The organism is Pseudomonas sp. zfem003 (assembly GCF_032621675.1).
Classification (GTDB): domain Bacteria; phylum Pseudomonadota; class Gammaproteobacteria; order Pseudomonadales; family Pseudomonadaceae; genus Metapseudomonas; species Metapseudomonas otitidis.
In genome coordinates this window covers 402,016-422,315 of record NZ_JAVYJG010000001.1, presented here as the reverse complement: position 1 = coordinate 422,315, position 20,300 = coordinate 402,016, and the positions used below count along the sequence as shown (strand labels likewise).

19 protein-coding genes are annotated in these 20,300 nt (G+C 66.7%); 1 reads left to right on the top strand and 18 read right to left on the bottom strand.

What is annotated here, in order from left to right; translation table 11 throughout:
* Positions 1-3: 3 nt before the first annotated feature.
* From RTK35_RS01885 to paaA, 8 genes are all read right to left on the bottom strand, one after another.
* A complete protein-coding gene (locus tag RTK35_RS01885) occupies positions 4-1,239 on the bottom strand; it encodes an OprD family porin (RefSeq protein ID WP_316907239.1) in 1,236 nt (411 codons plus the stop codon).
* 27 nt (positions 1,240-1,266) lie between these two features.
* Positions 1,267-2,910, bottom strand: a complete 1,644-nt coding sequence (locus RTK35_RS01880) for a cation acetate symporter (RefSeq protein WP_107329814.1) — start codon at positions 2,908-2,910, stop codon at positions 1,267-1,269.
* Positions 2,907-3,215 (bottom strand): DUF485 domain-containing protein, encoded by a 309-nt coding sequence (locus tag RTK35_RS01875; protein ID WP_074971070.1) that lies wholly within the window; start codon positions 3,213-3,215, stop codon positions 2,907-2,909. Before RTK35_RS01875 ends, RTK35_RS01880 begins: the two co-directional genes overlap by 4 nt.
* A 182-nt stretch (positions 3,216-3,397) precedes the next feature.
* Positions 3,398-4,474 (bottom strand): 1,2-phenylacetyl-CoA epoxidase subunit PaaE, encoded by a 1,077-nt coding sequence (paaE, locus tag RTK35_RS01870; RefSeq protein WP_316907238.1) that lies wholly within the window; start codon positions 4,472-4,474, stop codon positions 3,398-3,400.
* Positions 4,475-4,538: 64 nt separating this feature from the next.
* Entirely contained in the window at positions 4,539-5,063 is a 525-nt protein-coding gene (paaD, locus tag RTK35_RS01865) for a 1,2-phenylacetyl-CoA epoxidase subunit PaaD (protein WP_316907237.1), read from the bottom strand.
* Positions 5,050-5,811: a 1,2-phenylacetyl-CoA epoxidase subunit PaaC gene (paaC, locus tag RTK35_RS01860; protein WP_316907236.1), complete on the bottom strand. Its 762-nt coding sequence runs from the start codon at positions 5,809-5,811 to the stop codon at positions 5,050-5,052. Before paaC ends, paaD begins: the two co-directional genes overlap by 14 nt.
* A 10-nt stretch (positions 5,812-5,821) precedes the next feature.
* Positions 5,822-6,103 carry a 1,2-phenylacetyl-CoA epoxidase subunit PaaB gene (gene paaB / locus RTK35_RS01855; RefSeq protein ID WP_044404046.1) on the bottom strand — a complete coding sequence of 94 codons (282 nt, stop codon included), beginning with the start codon at positions 6,101-6,103 and terminating at the stop codon, positions 5,822-5,824.
* A 53-nt stretch (positions 6,104-6,156) separates the two neighbouring features.
* Complete coding sequence (gene paaA / locus RTK35_RS01850) at positions 6,157-7,146, bottom strand: 1,2-phenylacetyl-CoA epoxidase subunit PaaA (protein ID WP_316907235.1); 990 nt, start codon at positions 7,144-7,146, stop codon at positions 6,157-6,159.
* Positions 7,147-7,515: 369 nt separating this feature from the next.
* Here paaA and RTK35_RS01845 point away from each other — a divergent pair, with 369 nt between their 5' ends.
* The gene (locus tag RTK35_RS01845) at positions 7,516-7,908 is read left to right on the top strand and encodes a DUF4280 domain-containing protein (protein WP_044404039.1); all 393 of its coding nucleotides are present in this window, start codon (positions 7,516-7,518) and stop codon (positions 7,906-7,908) included.
* Between the two features lie 18 nt (positions 7,909-7,926).
* On the opposite strand, the gene RTK35_RS01840 is transcribed toward RTK35_RS01845, so the two are convergent.
* From RTK35_RS01840 to tssE, 10 genes are all read right to left on the bottom strand, one after another.
* Positions 7,927-8,469: a toxin-antitoxin system YwqK family antitoxin gene (locus RTK35_RS01840; protein ID WP_316907234.1), complete on the bottom strand. Its 543-nt coding sequence runs from the start codon at positions 8,467-8,469 to the stop codon at positions 7,927-7,929.
* 151 nt (positions 8,470-8,620) lie between these two features.
* Entirely contained in the window at positions 8,621-10,627 is a 2,007-nt protein-coding gene (gene tssI / locus RTK35_RS01835) for a type VI secretion system tip protein VgrG (RefSeq protein ID WP_316907233.1), read from the bottom strand.
* Positions 10,628-10,777: 150 nt separating this feature from the next.
* Entirely contained in the window at positions 10,778-11,728 is a 951-nt protein-coding gene (locus RTK35_RS01830; RefSeq protein WP_316907232.1) for a hypothetical protein, read from the bottom strand.
* 136 nt (positions 11,729-11,864) lie between these two features.
* Entirely contained in the window at positions 11,865-13,304 is a 1,440-nt protein-coding gene (locus tag RTK35_RS01825) for a hypothetical protein (protein ID WP_316907231.1), read from the bottom strand.
* Positions 13,305-13,350: 46 nt separating this feature from the next.
* The gene (locus RTK35_RS01820) at positions 13,351-14,019 is read right to left on the bottom strand and encodes an endonuclease/exonuclease/phosphatase family protein (protein ID WP_316907230.1); all 669 of its coding nucleotides are present in this window, start codon (positions 14,017-14,019) and stop codon (positions 13,351-13,353) included.
* Between the two features lie 28 nt (positions 14,020-14,047).
* On the bottom strand, positions 14,048-14,503 hold the full coding sequence (locus RTK35_RS01815; RefSeq protein ID WP_316907229.1) for a putative adhesin: 456 nt from the start codon (positions 14,501-14,503) through the stop codon (positions 14,048-14,050).
* A gap of 24 nt (positions 14,504-14,527) precedes the next feature.
* Entirely contained in the window at positions 14,528-17,077 is a 2,550-nt protein-coding gene (gene tssH, locus RTK35_RS01810; protein ID WP_044404030.1) for a type VI secretion system ATPase TssH, read from the bottom strand.
* Positions 17,077-18,117: a type VI secretion system baseplate subunit TssG gene (gene tssG / locus RTK35_RS01805; protein WP_142009789.1), complete on the bottom strand. Its 1,041-nt coding sequence runs from the start codon at positions 18,115-18,117 to the stop codon at positions 17,077-17,079. The genes tssH and tssG overlap by 1 nt, the downstream gene beginning before the upstream one ends.
* Entirely contained in the window at positions 18,081-19,868 is a 1,788-nt protein-coding gene (tssF, locus tag RTK35_RS01800) for a type VI secretion system baseplate subunit TssF (RefSeq protein ID WP_316907228.1), read from the bottom strand. The genes tssG and tssF overlap by 37 nt, the downstream gene beginning before the upstream one ends.
* The gene (gene tssE / locus RTK35_RS01795; RefSeq protein WP_316907227.1) at positions 19,852-20,292 is read right to left on the bottom strand and encodes a type VI secretion system baseplate subunit TssE; all 441 of its coding nucleotides are present in this window, start codon (positions 20,290-20,292) and stop codon (positions 19,852-19,854) included. The genes tssF and tssE overlap by 17 nt, the downstream gene beginning before the upstream one ends.
* Between the last annotated feature and the right edge of the window lie 8 nt (positions 20,293-20,300).

Genomic DNA, 20,300 nt, shown 5'->3' with positions numbered 1-20,300 from the left:
GCGCTACCAGAGGGCCAGGGTGTAGCCGAGGATCAGGCGGTTCTCGTCCAGGTCGGTGGTCAGGCCGTTGCCGGAGCGGAAGGTGACGTTGCGCCAGCGCAGGCTGACACCCTTGAGGGCGCCGCTCTGGATGACGTAGGCGATGTCGGTGTCGCGTTCCCACTCCTCGCCGCGATCACCGCCGGTGGTCTTGACGTTGCGGCCGTCGACGTAGCGGGTCATGAAGGTCAGGCCGGGGACGCCGAGGGCGGCGAAGTCGTAGTCGTAGCGCAGCTGCCAGGCGTCTTCCTCGGCGCGGGTGAAGGTGTTGTAGGTCACCAGGTTCACCACGTAGGGGTCGCCGCCGTTGAGGAAGGGGAAGGCGCTGCTGCCGGACATGCGCTGGAACGCCGCGCTGAGGCGGTGGCCGCCCTGGCTGAGGCTGAACAGGCCGTTGAGGTTGCGGTTGTCGATGCGCCCGGCGCGTTCGGCACCATCGCCCCGGCTGTCGAAGTAGCGCAGGTCGCTCTTCAGGCTGAAGCCGCCCGGCAGTGGCAGGGTGTGCACCAGGCCGGCGAACTGCTGGCGGTAGATGCCGTCGAGCTTGCCGTAGTAGTAGCTGGCCGCCAGCTGCGGGTTGATGGCGTAGGTGCCGCCGGCAAAGTCGAAGGCGTCGCTGGTGGCGGCGCCGTAGCCGATGTCATCGCGGCCGGAGGAATCGCGCAGGTTGGCGCGGGTCAGGCGGCCGCCGTTGAAGGTCAGGCCGTCCAGCTCCTGGCTGGTCAGCATCCCGCCCTGGAAGGTGGAAGAAAGCAGGCGGGTGTCGTTGTAGGTGGCCACCGGCAGCAGCGGTTGCAGGGTGCCCAGGCGCAGCACGCTTTTGGAGACGCGCAGCTTGGCGGTCAGCCCCAGTTCGCTGTAGTCGTCCACTGGCTCCTTGCTCGTGGGGCCGAAGGGCAGCAGGCCGGTGCCGCGCCGGTCGCGGCTGGAATCCAGCTTGACGCCCAGTTGGCCGATGGCGTCGAGGCCGACGCCGACGGTGCCTTCGGTGAAGCCGGATTCGATGCGCGCGGTGAAGCCCTGGGCCCATTCCTCGGCCTTGGACTGGGCCGCACCGTGCTGGCAGAAGTCCCGGTTGATGTAGTGGTTGCGCAGCTCCAGGCTGGCCTTGCTGTCGTCGACGAAGCCGGCCAGGGCCGGGGTGGCCAGGGGCAGGGCCAGGGTGGCGAGCAGCGGTGTGGTCCGGTTGAGGCGTTTCATTGTTGTTGTGTCCGTCAATCCGTGGGTTCAGTGGCGGCTGGCAGCGGCGGCGCCGATGCCGGTCATGGAGCGGATGAACTGCGCGAGGTAGCGGCCGCGTTCCTGCCGGGCGCGCTCGGAGGCATCCGTCACCGAGAACGCCCAGGCACTGAAGAAGGCCAGGCCCATGGAGAACAGCGCCGGGTTGGAGTAGGGGAACAGCGGCGATTCGTGGTGCAGCACGTTGACCCACACCGCCGGGCTGAGCACCAGCAGGACGATGGCCGAGAGCAGCCCGGCGACGCTGCCGGCGACCGCTCCACGGGTGGTCAGGCCCTTCCAGAACATGGAGAGGAACAGCACCGGGAAGTTGACCGAGGCGGCGATGGCCAGCACCAGGCCGGAGAGGAAGGCGATGTTCTGCGACTCGAAGAGCAGCCCGAGGATCACCGCCAGCACGCCGATGCCGAGGGTGGCGATGCGCGAGACGCGCATTTCCTCGCGCTCGCTGGCCTTGCCCTTGCGCACCACGCAGGCATACAGGTCGTGGGACACGGCGGAGGCGCCGGAGAGCGCCAGCCCGGCCACCACCGCGAGGATGGTGGCGAAGGCCACGGCGGAGATGAAGCCGAGGAACAGGCTGCCGCCCACCGCGTGGGACAGGTGCACCGCCACCATGTTGCCGCCGCCGATGATGGCGCCGGCCGCGTCGCGGAACTCGGGGTTGGTGCCGACCATGACGATGGAGCCGAAGCCCACCACGATCAGCAGCAGGTAGAAGTAGCCGATGAAGCCGGTGGCGTAGAACACGCTCTTGCGCGCTTCACGGGCGTCGCTGACGGTGAAGAAGCGCATGAGGATGTGCGGCAGGCCGGCGGTGCCGAACATCATGCCGAGCCCCAGGGAGATGGCGTCGACGGGGTTCGACAGCAGCCCGCCCGGCGCCATGATCGCGGTGCCCTTGGCGTGCACCTCGGTGGCGGCGGCGAACATCGCCTCGGTGCTGAAGCCGAAATGCCGGAGCACCATGAAGGCCATGAAGCTGGTGCCGGAGAGCAGCAGCACGGCCTTGATGATCTGCACCCAGGTGGTGGCCAGCATGCCGCCGAAGGTGACGTAGCAGACCATCAGCACGCCCACCAGCAGCACCGCCTGCAGGTAGCTGAGGCCGAACAGCAGCTCGATCAGCTTGCCGGCACCGACCATCTGCGCCACCAGGTACATCAGCGCCACGGTGAGGGTGCCGAAGGCGGCGGTGATGCGGATCGGGCTCTGTTCCAGGCGGTAGGAGACCACGTCGGCGAAGGTGAACTTGCCCAGGTTGCGCAGGCGTTCGGCGATCAGGAAGAGGATGATCGGCCAGCCGGCGAGCACGCCCAGGGCGTAGAGCAGGCCGTCGTAGCCGTTCATGAACATCATCGCGGAGATACCGAGGAAGGACGCCGCGCTGATCATGTCGCCGGCGATCGCCAGCCCGTTCTGGAAGCCGGTGAGGCCACCGCCGGCGGTGTAGAAATCGGCGGTGGAGCGGGTGCGCAGGGCGGCCCAGCGGGTGATGCCGAGTGTGAACACCACGAAGGCCAGGAACATGTAGATGGCCGTCCAGTTCAGCGGGCGGCCGGCATCGGCGGCGAACGCCAGCGGCGAGGCCAGCAGGCCGGCGCCGAGCAGCAGGGAGGCGAGCGCTTTCATGGGGCGAGCACCTCTTTGACCTTGTCGTTGAGCGGGTCGATGACGCTGTTGGTCTTCGAGACGTAGATGCCGGTGAGGGCGAACGACAGCAGGATCACGCCGACGCCCACCAGCATGCCGACGCTGGTGACGCCGCCACTGAGGGACTGGCCGAGCACGCCGGGGGCGAAGGCCACCAGCAGCACGAAGCCGTAGTAGATGACCAGCATGGCGCCGGTGAGGGACCAGGTCAGGCGCTGCTTGCGCCGGACCAACTGGATGAAATCCGGGTGCTGTCGGATGCGTTCGAGGTCGTGCGGGGTCATGGGTGCTCTCTCTTGTTGTGGTTGTAGAGGCGGTGCAACGCAGGTGAAGCGAGTGGAGCTGTCTCCTCGTAGGGTGGGCTTCAGCCCACCGATGGATGCACGGGACGTGGTGGGCTGAAGCCCACCCTACGGAGCTGTCCGAGGGCGCTGGGGACGAAGCCCACCCTGCGGAGCGAGTCGGTTCAGGGCTGGTCGAAGTCGAGGACGACCCTGTCGCTGACCGGGTAGGACTGGCACGAGAGCACGTAGCCGGCGGCCACTTCGTAGTCCTCCAGGGCGAAGTTGCTGTCCATCTCCACCTCGCCTTCGATGACCTTGCACTTGCAGGTGGAGCACACCCCGGCCTTGCAGGAGTAGGGCAGTTCCAGGCCCTGGGCGTTGCCGGCGTCGAGCACGCTGCGGGTGTTGCGCGGCAGGTCGAAGCTCAGGGCGCGGCCGTCGCTGATGACGGTGACCTGGCTGCTGGCGCTGTCGGCGGCGCGGGCGGCTTCGCGGGCCTCGCGGCGGGCGGCGGCGCCCTCGGAGGCGAAGAGTTCGAAATGGATGCGTTCGGCGGCCAGGCCGTGGCCCTGCAACTGGTCGCGGACGGTCTCGGTCATGGCCTGCGGGCCGCAGATGAAGGCGGCATCCAGGGCTTTCACGTCGATCCAGCGGGCGAACAGCTGGCCGCATTTGTCGGCGTCGATGCGGCCGTTGTAGAGGTCCACGTCCTGCTGCTCGCGGCTGAACACGAAGATCAGGTTGAGGCGCTGGAGGAAGCGGTTCTTCAGATCCTCCAGCTGTTCGCGGAACAGCGCGGAGGCGCTGGAGCGGTTGCCGTAGAGCAGGGTGAAGCGGCTGTGGGGCTCGCGCTCGAGGGTGGTCTTGATGATCGACAGGATCGGCGTGATGCCGCTGCCGGCGGCCACGGCGAGGTACTGGCCGTGGCGAGCCGGGTCGAGGGGCACGAAGAAGCGCCCGTCCGGCGGCATCACGTCCAGGCGCTGGCCGGGTTGCAGGCGCTCGTTGGCGAAGGTGGAGAAGCGCCCGCCGGCCACGCGCTTGATGGCCACGCGCAGTTCGCCGTCGCTGGTGCCGGTGCAGATGGAGTAGGAGCGGCGTACCTCCTCGCCATCCAGCTCGGTGCGCAGCACCAGGTACTGGCCCTGGGTGAAGTGGAAGGCCTCGGCCAGGTTCTCGGGGATGTCGAAGGCGATGGACACGGCGTCGCGGGTTTCCGGGCGCACGTCCTTGATGGTCAGGCTATGGAATTGGCTCATGTTCTCTCCTGCGGCTTGGCCGCGCGGGGGACGAAGGCGAGCGCCGCCGTTCGTGCTCGCCCGCCTAGATGCACTTGAAGTAATCGAACGGCTCCAGGCAGTCCCGGCAGCGGTGCAGGGCCTTGCAGGCGGTGGAGCCGAATTCGCTGAGCTGTTCGGTGTGGGCGCTGCCGCATTGCGGGCAGCGGATCTCCGGCGCCTCCCCGAGCAGACTGCGCTTGCTGGCGCTGCCCTCGGGTGGGGCGATGCCGTAGGCGCGCAGCCGTTCGCGGCCTTCGGTGCTGATCCAGTCGGTGGTCCAGGCGGGCGTCAGGCGGCGCTCCAGGCGCGGGACGAAGCCCGCCTGCAGCAGCGCCTGCTCGATGTCCCGCTCGATGACCTCGGTGGCCGGGCAGCCGGAGTAGGTGGGCGTGACCACCACGTGCAGCCGGCCGCCGTCGCGCTCCAGCGCCCGCACGATGCCGAGGTCGACCACGCTGACCACCGGGACTTCCGGGTCCATCACCGCATCCAGCACTTGCCAGGCACGGGTGACGTCGCCGGCGCCGAGGGGCGCGCGGTCGCTGGCGATCAGCTCACCAGCTCGCATCGGGGTAGGCCCGCTGGAGGAACTGCATCTCGGCCAGCAGCAGGCCCAGGTGCTCGGTGTGCAGGCCCTTGCGACCGGAGAGGTAGAAGGGGCTGGCCGGCGCCGGCAGCGGCAGGGTGGCGCGGGCGAACACGTCGGCGACCTTGGCCTGCCAGCCGGCCGCGACCTGCTGCGGGTCGGGGACGAGGCCGGCCTCGAACAGGCGCTGCTCCACCTCGTCGGCATTCACCAGCTCGACGCTGAAGCGCCACAGCGCGCTCACGGCAGCGAGCATGCGCCGGTGGCTTTCCTCGGTGCCGTCGCCCAGGCGCTGTACCCATTCGCTGGAGCGGCGCAGGTGGTAGGTGACTTCCTTCAGCGCCTTGGCGGCGATGCCGGCGACCCGTTCGTCAGCGGAGGTGGAGAGGCCATGCAGCACCTGGAAGTGCCAGGCATCAAAGAGGAACTGCTTGGTCATGGTGACGGCGAAGTCGCCGTTGGGCTGCTCCACCAGAAGCAGGTTGCGGTAGGCGCGTTCGTCCCGGCGGTAGGCCAGGTGGTCGGCGTCGCGGCCGTCGTCCAGCAGCTCGGCGGCGTAGTCCAGCCAGTTGCGGGCCTGGCCCACCAGGTCGAGGCCGACGTTCATCAGCGCCAGTTCTTCTTCCAGGGCCGGGGCCCGGCCGCACCACTCGCACAGGCGCTGGCCCTGGATCAGGGCGCTGTCGCCGAGGCGCAGCAGGAGGTCGATGAGATCGTGCTTGGCAGTCATGGCAGGCGCCTCACATGTGGCCGACTTCGGCCGGCAGCTCGTAGAAGCTGGCGTGGCGGTAGACCTTGTCCTGGGACGGGTCGAACAGCGGCTCCTTCTCGTCCGGGGCGGAGGCGGTGATCAGTGCGGAGGGCACCACCCACAGGCTCACGCCCTCGTTGCGGCGGGTGTACAGCTCGCGGGCGTTGTCGATGGCCATGCGGGCGTCGGCGGCGTGCACGCTGCCGACATGCTTGTGGTTGAGGCCGTGCTTGCTGCGCACGAAAACTTCGAAAAGGGTCCACTCAGTCATGGGGCTATCTCCTCATGGGGCCGGGTCGTGCCGGCGCCCTTCTTGTCGTCAGGTCAGGCGGCGCTGCGTTCACGCTGCTTGCGGGCATGGGCCACGGCGGCTTCGCGCACCCAGGCACCGTCCTCGATGGCCTTGCGGCGGGTGGCGAGGCGTTCGTGGTTGCAGGGGCCGTTGCCCTTGAGCACTTCGTAGAACTCGCTCCAGTCGATTTCGCCGAAGTCGTAGTGGCCGCGCGCTTCGTTCCACTTCAGGTCCTGGTCGGGGGCGGTGCAGCCGAGGAACTCCAGCTGCGGCACGGTCTGGTCGATGAAGCGCTGGCGCAGCTCGTCGTTGCTCTGGCGTTTGATCTTCCAGGCCATGGACTGGGCGCTGTTGGGGGAGTCGGCATCGCTCGGGCCGAACATCATCAGTGCCGGCCACCAGAGGCGGTTGATGGCGTCCTGGACCATGTCCCGCTGGGCCTGGTTACCGTGGCGCATCATGTGCAGGAGGATTTCGTAGCCCTGGCGCTGGTGGAAGGACTCTTCCTTGCAGATGCGCACCATGGCGCGGGAGTAGGGGCCGTAGGAGGTGCGCTGCAGCACCACCTGGTTGACGATCGCGGCGCCGTCCACCAGCCAGCCGATGGCGCCCATGTCGGCCCAGTTCAGCGTGGGGTAGTTGAAGATGCTGGAGTACTTCACCTTGCCGGCGTGCAGCTTGGCGACCTCCTCGTCGCGGCAGGCGCCGAGGGTCTCCATGGCGCTGTAGAGGTACAGGCCGTGGCCGGCCTCGTCCTGGATCTTGGCCATCAGCTGCAGCTTGCGCTTGAGGGTCGGCGCGCGGGTGACCCAGTTGCCTTCCGGCAGCATGCCGACGATCTCGGAGTGGGCGTGCTGGGAAATCTGCCGGATCAGCGTCTGGCGGTAGCCGTCGGGCATCCAGTTCTTCGGTTCGATCTTGATCTCGGCGTCGATCCGCTCCTGGAAGGCGCGTTCCTCGGGCGACATCTCGTCCAGCGCCTTCACGCGCTTGGCGCCGGTTTCTACCAATTGTGCGTACATGCCGTTCTCCAGCCATGCAGGGTTCGTGGGAGGGCCATGGCGCTCTTTTTAAATGATACGAAATCAAATATCAAACATAAAAATATGTATCGCGTAGAGGTCGTGTATCGCTTTGCAAATGGCCGGCTCCAATGCCTGAGCCTTGCATGCTGCGTTTTTCCTGGGCTTTGAGCGTGGGCTGACGCTCTGGGGCGAGGTTTTTGGTCGTTGGGCTGGGCGCGCGGGAGGTGTCTTGATCCAGATTCTGTATCGTATTTTGCGATACGGAATGCTGCGCCGGTTTGTCGGCGAAAAAGCGGCATGGGGACGCTGGTGGAGGGCGGGACGCTGGTCTAGAGTCACTGCCGACCAGCAAAAGGAGGGGGTGCGATGGGATGTCCGCAGGTGTGCAGCGGGGCGACGCTGCAATGCAGTTTCGGGGTGGCGCCGTCGGTGCTGAACGTGCTGCCGGTCAACCGGACGCTCACCAACAACATGCCGGCGGCGAACATCATGGATCACATCCCGCTGGTGAACATCATGCCCTTCGGCATGTGCCAGAGCCTCGCCAACCCCATGGTGGCCGCCGCCACCGCTGCCGCACTGGGCGCGCTGACGCCGATGCCGTGCATCCCCGCCACGGCTTCACCCTGGATACCGGGGGCGCCGACGATGCTGCTGGGCAACATGCCTTCGCTGGATGCCAACTGCGTGCTGATGTGCAACTGGGCGGGGGTGATCAAGGTCGCCATGCCGGGCCAGATGCAGATGCTGATCCCCTAGGTATCGCTCAGGGTCGGATCAGACCTCGCTCGATTCGCTCCAGCGCCTCCACCACCAGCGCAGCCGCGAGATCGGCTTGCCCTCGGCGTCCAGCGGCCGGCCGTCCTCGGCGAAGCCCTGGCCTTCGTCCAGCGGCTTGCCGTTGAGGTAGCGGCTGCGCTGGGCCAGCTGGCCGTTGCCGTGGAAGCGCTGGTAGAGGCCGTCGCGCACGCCGTCGCGGTACTGCTCCAGTTCGGCCAGGCTGCCGTCCGGGTAGTAGCTGCTGGCTTCGCCGTGCATCAGCCCCTGGCGGTAGCCGACCTTGCGTTGCAGCCCGCCTTCGGCTGCGAAGTACTGGGCCACGCCCTGCAGGCGACCGTCCATGTAGGGCAGCAGCGCCGACACCTGGCCGTTGGGGTGGTAGAGGGTGCTGGTGCCGTGCAGTACGCCGTTGGCATAGAGGAGCTGGGCCTGGGGGCGGCCGGCTTCCTGGATGCGTACCGGGCCGTCGAGGGCGCCATCTTCCAGGCAGCCCTGGAGGCGGCTATCGCCACGGGTAAGGTCGAGATTGCCGTTGGCCATGGACGCCTCAGAGGGTGTTTACAAGATAGGCGAACGAAGGCAAGACAAGGCGAAAATGATCGAGAAAGCGGAGTTTACGTGCTGTAAATGAGCATTTCGAGATCGTTTTCAACGCAGTATTGCCAAGTGCAGCCATTTTGTAGACACCCTCTCAGTTCACCTTCACCAGACCGCCCTTGATGGTCAGCATGCCGCCGCCGTCCACGGTCTGTTCGGCAGCGGCCTTGTTGGTGAGGCTGACGCCGGCGTCGTTGGTCAGGGTGGTACCGGCCTTGTTGTCCAGGGAGGTGCCGGCCTGGTTGGTGAGCGAGGTGCCGGCCTTGTCGGTGAGCGCCATGCCGGCCTGGGTGGTGAGGTTCTTGTCGCTCTTGGCGGTGAAGTCGCCGCTGCTCTGCAGGGTGAGGGTGCCGGTCACCTTGATGGTGAGGTTGCCGTCCACGGTCAGTTCGTAGTTGCCGCTCACCTTGTGGCTGTAGTTGCCGCCGGTGCTGTGGGTCTGGTCGGCGCCGACGCTGACGGTGCGGCTGTCCTTCACGTCGAGGGTGTCGCTGCCGGTCTGGATGGTCACCGTGCGCTTGCCCTTCTCCAGGGTGATGGTCTCGTCGCCTTCCTTCACCGTACGGGTGCGGGCGTTCTGCACCGTGAGGGTCTCGTCGTGGCCGATGGTGGCGGTGCTGTCGTTGAGCACGTTGACCTTCATGTCCTTCTGCGCCTGGAGGAAGACCTCCTCGGCGTCCTTCTTGTCCTCGAAACGAAGCTCGTTGAAACCGCCGCCGCCCTTGGAGGAGTTGGTCTTGATGCCGGACTGGGTCTGGTTGTCCGGCAGGGCGTAGGGCAGGGTGTTGTCGCCGTTGTAGACGCAGCCGGTGACCAGCGGGCGGTCTGGGTCGCCGTCGATGAAGGTGACGATCACTTCCTGGCCGATACGCGGGATGAACTGCATGCCGAAGCCCTTGCCGCTCCAGGGCAGCACCACGCGCACCCAGCAGGACGAGGTTTCGTCGTTCTTGCCGTCGCGATCCCAGGGGAACTGGATCTTGATGCGGCCGTACTGGTCGGTCCAGATCTCCTCGCCGGCCTTGCCCACCACCTGCGCGGTCTGGGTGTGCATGCGTGGCTTGGGCGTGAGCCGGGGCGGGCGGTAGGCAGTGGCCTTGGGGATGGCTTCGAAGCGGTTGCGGTAGTGCTCGTGGCTGGCGTCGTGGGTGACGGCAGTCACCACCCAGTCGATATTGAGGCTGGCGTCGTCATGCCCGGTGAGGGTGAACCAGTGGCCGGGCACCAGCCAGCGGCAGTCGCTCTCGCCGATCAGGCGCTTCTCCTGGCTGCGCAGCCCGTCCACGCGCTGCTTGGTCAAGGCATCGCCCCGCGCCTTGGCGATGTAGCCGCCCGGGTGCTCGTACATCGACAGCGGCCCGGCCACCGCCTCGGCCTTGCTGTAGAGCGAGGTGGTGGGGGTGGTGAAGGCGTAGTCCGTGGCGCTGTACACCCCGCTCACCGCCTGCACGCTGTACTGTGCCGAACGGATGCCATGCAGCTCACGCACGCCGATGCCCTGGCCCAGGTAGGGCACCTTCGGCCCGTTGGGGATCGGCACGAAGGCATCGCTGCTGTCGCCCAGCACCAGCGTGTGCTTGCCATCCTCGTGGGTGAAGAACCAGAAGATGCCTTCCTCCTCCAGCAGCCGCGAAACGAAGGCGAAATCCGTCTCCCCGTACTGCACGCAATACTCGCGCGGCTCGTAGCTGCCGGAGAGCGACAGCTTGAAATCGGTGAAGCCATGGGCCTTGAAAATCGTGGTGACGATGTCGCTGGTGGACAGGTTCTGGAACACCCGGTTGTTGCTGGCCAACGTCAGCCACCAGAGCCAGGGGCGTAGCACCACCTGGTAGCGGTCGGCGGTGGCATCGGCGGGGAGCTGGCGGATTTCTGCGGCCAGGGCGTCGAGGGGGCGCTGGTTGGCGTCGTTGTGGAGGGTGAGGGTGAGGTGGGTGGCGATGGCGTCGGGGAGGGTGAGGGCAGTGGCGCTGTTGCCGAGCAGGACGAGTTCGTCGAGCTGCCCCAAGGCTTCACGTCCTGAAGCTGCCTCGGGGTAGAGATCGGTAAGGCTGCCAGCGTTGAGCGAGAGGCTGGTGTTGGAGTCCGTGGCTCGGGTCATCGCGTGTCCTGTCGTCCTTGCGGTCAGTAGAGATGAGGGTTGCCGTTTCTCGCGCCGTTGCAGGGTGGGCAGAGAGGCCGGACGTTGGTGATATCCCGGCTCAGCACCCCATCGGGATCATGTGGGCAGGCTCTCTTTCAGCGGTTCGCGTCAGGCTCCGGTCAACTTGACGAACATGAGCGTGTGGTCGCTGAGGTTGGTGACGTCTTCGGCATTTATCGTCTGAGTTTCGCCTGGGCTCATGATGTGCAGGTCAAAGGCGGAATCGAAGGAGAACAGAATATGTTCAAGACTCTTCGTATAGGTGGGTGAGATGGATGTGTAGTCGTGAAATAGCGTTTCGTTCCTCATGTATTCCTTCTTTTCGCGTACCGGCATCTTTTTCTGTTTGGTGATGCCCCTGGACTTGCTTTTTCGGGTGGGGCTTTTTGTTATTTTCTTGCGCTTCTTGGCGGTGTAGCTGTAGTCATCGCTGTCGTCATCCTCATCCATGTCGTCCGAACCGGCCAGTTCGTACTGCCAATCGAAATCCAGTACCGACTGGTGGATGTTGAGGTCGCCCGCGAGGATCGTGCGCCGGGCATTCCGCATGGGGTCGAATGCCAGCGAAGAGTCAACGCCGAGGAGCGCCTCAAGATTGTTGCCACCACTGAGGTTGCGGGAAAGTTCACCGTAAGTGGGTCTTTTTATAGGCGCATGCCAGTTTGCAATTCGGTACTTTCGGCCTTTGTACTCAACGTCGGCATAAACGGGGCTGCGGCCATTGACAGGGCCAAAGAGCAGGTCTGACCACTGATAGAGCTTGGTCGAAGAAGGGTCCATTTGGGGATTGAAGCGGGTAAGGCTATTGGGAATGGACGTGATGTGCTTCTTGCGGAAAACAACGTAGTAGTTCTTGCCGCCGTATCCTTCTGGCTCGGTAAGGACGGCCCAGTTACTGGAGTCCTGGATGGCGAGATTGTCCAGGTAATTGCTGATAGCGGAGCCACTGCCAACTTCCTGAAGCAGGATGACATCGGGCTTCTTTTCCTTGATGAAGCACTCGATTACATCGGCCTGGCTTTGCACGCAGAGTTTTGTGTTCCAGTTGAGTATTTTCAAGCTCAGATCCCTTTAAAGCTCGTTTCGGAACCCTATTCTGCTTCGTGCCGAGTGGGCTTTTTCCATGAAAATTCATTCATATTCACCCCCTTGGAATGTGTTGGTCGTGCCGCTTTCCAAGATGGGCTGGGGAGTGTCATACGGTGAGCCCGACCAACCTGCAGCGGAAGCTGATCTCATGGTTTTCAAGGCTGGGGTCAACCTCCTTCACCAGGGCGAAGAGCGTTCCCAGGTCAATGCCGAACACTTCGTGAGAATTTCGGGCTATCTGTTCCTTCTTGCTGCGCTCCGCGATGACTCTGTTCACCAGAAGCTCGATAGCACCCGCATGCCACTCGTCGAACATGAGCGTGAAGAGAACCGCCAGCTGGTTCCGGTCCGCGATGTTCAGGTTGGTGAAGTTCTCGGTGATGTCCACGTCGTACCAGCCATCCCCGCCTTTGTTTCCCATGCGCTGCTTGATCGGGATGAAGGTGTTGAGCGCGGAGATGGAGGCGGTGACCACTGCGACACCGTCCGCGACCTGGGCATTCCAGGGCAGGTCGCCCATGGGGGCGGACTGCTTCCGGGTGTTGGGTTTGGTGAAGTTGTAGGTGGCGGCGCCGACGATCATGACCCGGTTCTGGGTTTGCCCATCCTCAGGTGTGGTCCAGGCGAGCGTGCCGTCTCCGATCCGGCCCAGGGCGCCGTTGATGTCCTTGTAGGGGACCAGCGTGTCCCGGATGTTCGCGTCGAGCATGGCGTAGATCGAGCTGGCGGCAGTGTGGTCGTCGCCCCCCAGGGAATAGATGAACTGATCGGCGAGGTAGCAGTAGTCCTTTCCGGTCACGTGGATGCGGAGTCTGGTCCCGACGACCTCGATCTTCTCGATGTTCTCCAGGGCTTTCAGGTTCAGATCTTCACAAGCCTTGATGACCAGCGCATTGCGGTTGCCGGGCAGGACGGAGCCGCTGAACTCGGTGCCCCCGCTGCGGGCGAACCAGCCCATGCGCTCCGACGTCTGCATGGCCAGTGCCGCCACCCAGGCAGACGTTGCCCCGCCGCCGTAGATCGCCCGGTCGATCCGTGGTGTTCGCTCATCCTCGTTCTCCAGGAACTGGATGCCTTCGATGATCGGGGTGAACGCCAGATCCTGCGAGGGCACGCCCTCTATCGTGGGTGGCCCCTTCTGGGGGCCGATGCCGGTGGCGATGATGACCTGGTTGACGATCAGCGCGGCGTCCTGGTTGAACCAGGCGACGAACTTGCCTGGCTGTGACAGCGAGCGGCTGATCCGCCGGATACGGCGCGTGGGCTGGTAGCCGTAGCGATGCCCGGAGACGATTCTGGAGACCTGGTCCTGATAGGTGGCGGAGGCCAGGAATCCCTGCAGGTCCTGCTCGCCATTGGCGATGCCGACCCTGGGAACAGGCGTGCCCGGCAGGTGCAGCAGGTGGGACGGCTGCCCCATGGGGTGGTCCGGCAGCTTGGCCCAGAGGCCGTCCTCGCCGACCACGACGGTGTCGTATTCGGTGTCCATGGTTTGCAGGAAGACCGCTGCGGAGGTCCCTGCACCGATGATGAGCCTGGTTGGCATGCTGTCACTCCTTTGACTGAGGGTTCTCCGGTCCTATCACCTGCCATCAGGCCGTGACGTCAAACACGATCGGGCGATGGTCTGGGCCTGACATATCGAATGTGCCTGCCAATCCAGTGATGTCGAGGGGGGTGACTGTCACGCTTGTGGATGCCAATACCCAATCGAGGATGCCGCCCTTCGCCTGAGTGGCTTGCCCGTTCCAGCACTCATGGGCGCTCCCGGCAATACCAAGCTGGCCGAACTTGCTGTAGTCGTAATTGATGTCCCCCGTAACTACCCAGTTGCCCCCCATTCCAGTGCAGCTCTGGAGTTGCGATTTGGTGATGTTGTTCTGGCCTGACTTGAAGTGCGCCAGGATCACGTAGCCGGTGTATCCACTGCAGCCGGTTGCCTCTACGGCGATGAGGTCCCTGTTCAAGGCAAAGAGGTGTCCTTGGCTGTCGACCACGATGTTCTGGCTTTCCTTGGCCATCACGATGTACCCGTTCGAGTGGCCTCCATGGAATCCGATGGTCTTGTAGGTCGGATACATGCTGCTCAGCGCGAGGACATAGTTCTCCAACTGGGCGGAGTGCATCTCACAAATGAAGACGAGGTCGACGTCCCAGAACTGGTTGGAGCAACAGTTATCGATGAAGGTGCTGACTTGGCCTTGTTTGATGTCCGGAGAGGACTTCCCGTTCTTCTCGATATTGAAGCTGGCGATCCTCATGCAGGTCTCCAGGCAGTGATGGGGGATTTCAGATGATCTGCATGCCTCGACACCCGAGCCAGATGATGTACTTGTTCGGGAAGTCCTCGACGATCGTCTTCAGCGTGACGCCGTAGCTCGTATTGGACGTGATGATAGGGATCGCGTTGCCCTTGATGCTGGAATATTCGAATGCCGCGCGAACACCGCCCAGGTGCTCCGGTGCGGGCAGCAGACTCAGGTTCTGGACCTGCTTGTATTGCGCAATGATGTGGTCTGGTTTCTCCAGGTCGTTGATATCCCAGAGCATGGCCTTGGCCCGCTGGGCATTCATGTTTTCGCCCGCGTCGCTGTAGAAACCGACCTGTGACCCCTTCGGAAGCGTGAAAAAACCATCGGATACACCCCATACGGAATGGCCGAAGACGAACACCATGGTGCCTCCTGACCAGTCCTTCTTGGGCGTGGCGATCCACAGTTTGTGCTTGGAAGGTATGCCGAGCATTTCCTGATTCCTTTTCCTGTCGTTCTATTCCAACACCCACTCCGCCAACTTCCCCGTCACCTGCGCCATCAGCACATTCTCGATATCCCGCGCGCCCGCTGCGCTGCACTTGGCGAGCACCGCTTTCACGATGGCGGGGTCGAAGTCGAACTGTTTGCCGGTGGCGGCCTTGTAGCGTTCCCGCAGCTTTTCCAGCTTGGCCAGGACGATGCCTTCCAGCGTGGTTTCGTCCAGCGGGCGGTAGGGCACGACGGTCATGCGGGCGAGGAAGGCGGGGCGGAAGGCCTGGAGCAGCACCTTGCGCAGGCGTTCGTTGAAGGCGTCGCTGCCGAGCTGGTCGGTGGGGGTGTCCAGCACCAGTTCGGCGCCGACGTTGCTGGTGGCGAGCATCACGGTGTTCTTGAAGTCCACCACCAGGCCGGTGCCGTCTTCCATCACGCCCTTGTCGAAGACGTTGTAGAAGGCTTCCAGCACGTCGGGGTGGGCCTTTTCGATTTCGTCCAGCAGCACCACGGAGTAGGGCCGGCGGCGCACCGCTTCGGTGAGCACGCCGCCGGTGCCGTAGCCGACGTAGCCGGGCGGGGCGCCCTTGAGCTGGCTGACGGTGTGGGCCTCCTGGTACTCGGAGAGGTTGATGCTGATGAGGTTGCGTTCGCCGCCGTAGAGGGCGTCGGCCAGGGCGTAGGCGGTTTCGGTCTTGCCGACGCCGGTGGGGCCCACCAGCAGGAACACGCCCACCGGCTTGGCCGGGTCGGTGAGGCCGGCGCGGTAGGCCTGGATGCGCTGGGCGATGGTGCCCAGGGCGCTGTCCTGGCCCATGACCCGCTGGCCCAGGCGCTGGCCGAGGGTGCGCACGGCGTAGGCTTCGTCGGCGAGCATCTTGCCGATGGGGATGCCGGTCCAGCCGGCGATCACGGCGGCCACGGTGCGTGAGTCCACCTGCTCGGGCACCAGGGGGTCGTCCTGGCGGATGGCGTCGAGGCCGGCCTCCAGCCGGGTAAGTTCGGCTGCGAGGTGGTCGATGCGCTCGTCGAGGGCTTCGTCGGGGTGGCTGGCGTCGGCGCTCTCGCTCAGGGCCAGCAGTTCGCGGCGGGCCTCCAGCAGTTCGCGCACGGCTTCGCGCTCTTCACCCCAGCGGGTTTCCAGTTCGCGGATGGCGGCCTGGTTGCCGGTGGACTCCTGCTCCAGGGCGGTGATGCGTTCGCGGTGGTCGAGGCCGGTGGCCTGTTCCCGGCGCAGGCGTTGCAGTTCCTCGCCCAGGGCCTGCTGGCGGTGGCGCAGGCTTTCCAGCGGCGGCGGCACGTCGTGCTGGCCGAGGGAGACCCGGGCGCAGGCGGTGTCGAGCACGCTGATGGCCTTGTCCGGCAATTGGCGGCCGGAGATGTAGCGGTGGGAGAGCTTGACCGCGTCGTGGATGGCGCTGTCGAGCACCTGCACGCCGTGGTGCTGCTCCAGCTTGGCGGCGACGCCGCGCAGCATCTCCACGGCGGTGGCCTCGTCGGGCTCTTCCACCTGCACCAGTTGGAAGCGGCGGGCCAGGGCCGGGTCTTTCTCGAAGTACTTCTTGTATTCCAGCCAGGTGGTGGCGGCCAGGGTGCGCAGCTCGCCTCGGGCCAGGGCCGGCTTGAGCAGGTTGGCGGCGTCGCTACCGCCTTCGCTGCCGCCGGCGCCGATCAGGGTGTGGGCCTCGTCGATGAACAGGATGATCGGCTGCTCGCTGTTGCGCACGGCGTCGATCACGCCCTTGAGGCGCTGCTCGAACTCGCCCTTGACCCCGGCGCCGGCCTGCAGCAGGCCGAGGTCGAGCACCCGCAGGATGACGTTCTGCAGGGGCGGCGGCACGTCACCGGCGGCGATGCGCAGGGCCAGGCCCTCGACCACGGCGGTTTTGCCGACGCCGGGGGCGCCCACCAGGATCGGGTTGTTCTGCCGCCGGCGCAGGAGGATGTCGATGCTCTGGCGGATCTCACCGTCGCGTCCGACGATGGGGTCGATGCGCCCGGCGCGGGCGTCTGCGGTGAGGTCCTGGGTGTACTGGTCGAGCACGCTGTCCTGTGGCGCTTCCTGGGCGGGGCGGGCCTTGCCAGCCGGGCCGGGACTGCCGGTGTGCTCGCGGGAGGTCTGGGTCCATTCCAGCAGGTTGGCGCGGAGGGCTTCACGGGGGATGCGCAGCAGCGAGGAGGCGCTGTTGAGCAGCAGGCTGCGGCGTTCGTCGCGGTCCAGCAGGGCCACGAGCAGCAGGCCGGAGCGGATGCTCGCCTGGCCCTGCACGCTGGCCTGCACCACGGCATCCTCCAGCAGGCCGATGGTCTGGGCGGAGAGCGCGGGGGTGCGGGTGCTGCCGGCCTTGAACAGCTCCAGGGCGCGGTTGATCTCGGTGGCGACGGCGTCGCGCTCCAGGCCGAAGCGCGGCAGCAGCCAGGCGAGGTCGCCGCCTTCTATATCCAGCAGCTCCAGCAGCAGGTGCTCGATCTCCACGTAGTGGTGGGTGCGCTGCAGGCAACGCTGGGCAGCCCGCTCCAGGGCGCGGCGGCTGTCGGCGTTGAGGCGGCCGATGAGCGCGGCGAGTTCCATCAGGGCGTCTCCTTGGACGGCAGGCCGGCATCGCTGTGCCGCAGGTGGGTGTCGATGCGTTGCAAGGTGCTGGCGGCGGCCAGGTGCAGCCCGCCGCTCCAGCGCAGGCGTGGCGGTTGCTGGCGGTCCAGGCGCAACGGCGCGCCGGGGCGCACCAGCAGGCGCAGGTGACAGTCCAGGTCGGGGCCGAGGTAGAGCCCGGCGAGGTCGGCAAGACGCCGGTGCTGCTCGCCGCCGGGCAGGTAGGCATTGGCCTGCTCGGTGCCCAGCGGGCCGAGGGTGAGGCGGATGCCGGCGTGCTCGTCCCACACCCGGGTGCCGGCGATGGCGTCGCGGCCCAGGCCGAGGTTGCGACCGCCGCGTTGCAGGCGGCTGCGGCTGGCCGGGGGGATCTCCCGCCAGGCGCCCTGGTAGGCCTCGTAGTCCACCGCCACGCCGAACTGGTGGCGCACCAGCACGGCGAAGCCGGCCAGGGAGCGGCGCGGGCCGTTGAACAGCGCGGCGCGGGCGGTGATGGTGGCGTCCGGCAGGTCCATGCGCTGCTGCAGGCTGCGCGGCAGCAGGCCGGCCAGTGCCAGCAGCGGCGGATGCACGGGGGCTTGCTCGGGCGGCTGGAAGCCGAGGGCCAGGCGATGCCGACCCAGCACACGGTAGAGCTGGGCGAGCAGGCGGTTCTGGAACAGGTCGAGGAATTCGGCCGGGGCGTGGTCCTTGTGGCGGGCACGCTGTTGCAGCCATTCCTGGTAGGCGTAGGGCAGCGGGCCGTCGGGGCCGCCGAGGCCGAATACGGCGGTGCTCAGCACAGGGGGCTGCCCCGGCTTTTCCTCCAGGCGTTCCACCTGGCTGGCGGCGAAGGTCGGCGTGAGCGGCCCGCGCAGGCGCAGGGCCTCGTCATCCGGGCTGCTGCCCTGGCCCAGTGGCGTGGCATCGGGGCGCTCGCGCTCCAGCAGCAACAGGGCCTGGAGGAATTCGAAGGCCTGGGGCCTGTCGCGCAGGCGCTGGCTCAGAGGCTGAGGGGCTTGCCGGCCTGGGGCTGCCATGTCCGCACCTCCTTGTCGTGTTCCACCAGCACCGTGCGCACGAAGCGGTTGGGCGTGGCGTAGAGGGAGAAGAACTGCGCCAGCACGGCGGAAAACAGCACGGCGCTGCTGCCGGCGAAGTGCTGCGGGTCGAGGCGGATGCGCACCTCCAGGCCGTTGCGCCAGCCGCGCCAGGCGTCGTCGCCGACTCGCGCCACCACCCGTTCGCTGGTGAGTTCCACGAGCCCGTCCACCTGGCGTCGTGGCCCGGCTTCGTCCCGCAGGTTGTGCAGGTGCAGCAGCTCGCGCAGGGCGTCCAGGGCCTCGGGGCCTTCCACCAGGGACAGGTGGTTGAGGCTGAGCTGGGACACCAGGCGCCAGCGCGAAGGGCCGGCGAGGCGCGGCAGGCTCTGCGGCGTGGGCGGTGCCAGCAGGCTGGCCAGGGCCACCGGGCCGGGTCGCTCGAAGCCCAGGCGGGTGCCGGCGGGCAGGTTCTCGGCCAGGTGCCGGTTGGTGCACAGCAGCTCGGCGGTGAGGCTGTATTCGGGGGCGTCGTGCAGCGGGTCGAAGGCGGTGTCCACCAGACTCAGCAGCAGGTCGCTGCCGGGGCGTGCCGGGTTCAGCCCCTGGACGCGCCGGGCGTGCCAGTAGAGGCCGGCGCCGGCGTGGCTGTGGCCGTAGTAGGCCGGTACGCGGCGCACGCCCTGGGGCGTGGCGGCGCGGACGCTGCGGATGCTGTGGATCTCCACGCTGCTCTCGCGGTGGGCGTCGGCCACCAGGCGGTATTCGCTGCGGGTGCCGTCCGGACGCAGGGGCTCGGAGGTGCGCGGGAACAGGTTGATGGCCGGGGCGCAGCCCAGGCGCAGTTCACTGGCCTGCAGGTGCGGCCGGCCCATCGGGGCGCGGTCGAAGGCGATCAGCACCTGGCAGTCGCGCCCGCCGCCGGCCGGTGGCAGCAGCGGCAGGTCGAAGAAGGCGAACTTGTCGGGGAAGGCGAAGTACTCCGCCAGCAGGCGCAGGCCGGGGTGCTGGCCGTCTTCGTCGGGCAGCAGAGCCTGGTCCTCGGCGAAGCCCACCGGGGCGATTTCACCGGGCACCGGCTGCAGCGGGCTGTCCGGGGCGCCGTTCCACACCCCGAGGCTGTGGGCGCCGAGCAGGTCGTAGAGGGTGGCGTTGGTCATCGGCGAGGCGGCCAGGTGCACCCGCAGGTGGCGCACCGGCAGTTGCGACCAGTCGAATTCGCCCAGGCATTCCAGGGTCAGGCGCAGGGCCGAGCGTGCGCGCGGGTGGCCGGAGAAGGCCACGGCGGCATCGCCGTCCAGCAGGGTCGCCTCGCGGATGCGCAGCGGCCAGAGCACGGCTTCGGCGCTGGTGCGCAGGTGCACGCTGGCACCGTCGCGGGTGGTGACGAACAGCGGCGTGTCGCGGGGCAGGCGGTAGCCTTCGGCAAGGCTGCCCTGGGTCGGGTCGGGTTCGAACTGCACGATGGCGCAGGAGGGCAGGGGCCTCAGTACCAGGGGGTAGAGCTGCTCCAGCAGGGCGTCGCTGAATTCGGCGTAGTCGTCGTCAAGGCGTCGATGCAGCCGCGCACTGAGCAGGGCGAAGCCTTCCAGCAGCCGTTCGACGTGGGGGTCCGGGCATTCGCCGGGGGCCAGTTCCAGGCGCCGCGCCACCTTCGGGTAGCGCTGGGCGAAGCTGTTGCCGGCGTGGCGCAGCCAGGTGAGTTCGCGCTGGTAGTAGTCCAGCAGGTCGGCATCAATCGAGTCGCTCATGGCGCACCTCCAGGCCGTCGTCGCCGGGGGCGAGGAGGAACAGCGCCGGCCAGCTGCGGCGACCGCAGCGCAGGTGCCCGGCCAGGCGGATGCCGAGGCGCTGGGGCTGGTCGGGCAGGGCTTCGACGTCGATCTCGCTCAGCTGCAGGCGGGGTTCGAAATGCTGCACAGCGGCGCGCAGATCCCGCAGCAGCAGGCGCCGGTCATCCACCCGCAGGGCTTGCAGGGCGCTCCAGTCGGCGATGCCGTAGTCCAGCACGGTCAGTGGCCGGCCGGGCGCGCGGGGTGGGCGACGGGTGTTGAGCAGGCGCGCCAGCTCCAGGCGGACGGACTCGGCCAGGGCGTCGCGGTCGAAGTCCGGCGCCTCGTCCGCCTGGGCGGAGAGGCGCTCGAACAGGGGGGGCAGCAGTCCGCTGTACGGCATGGAGCGGT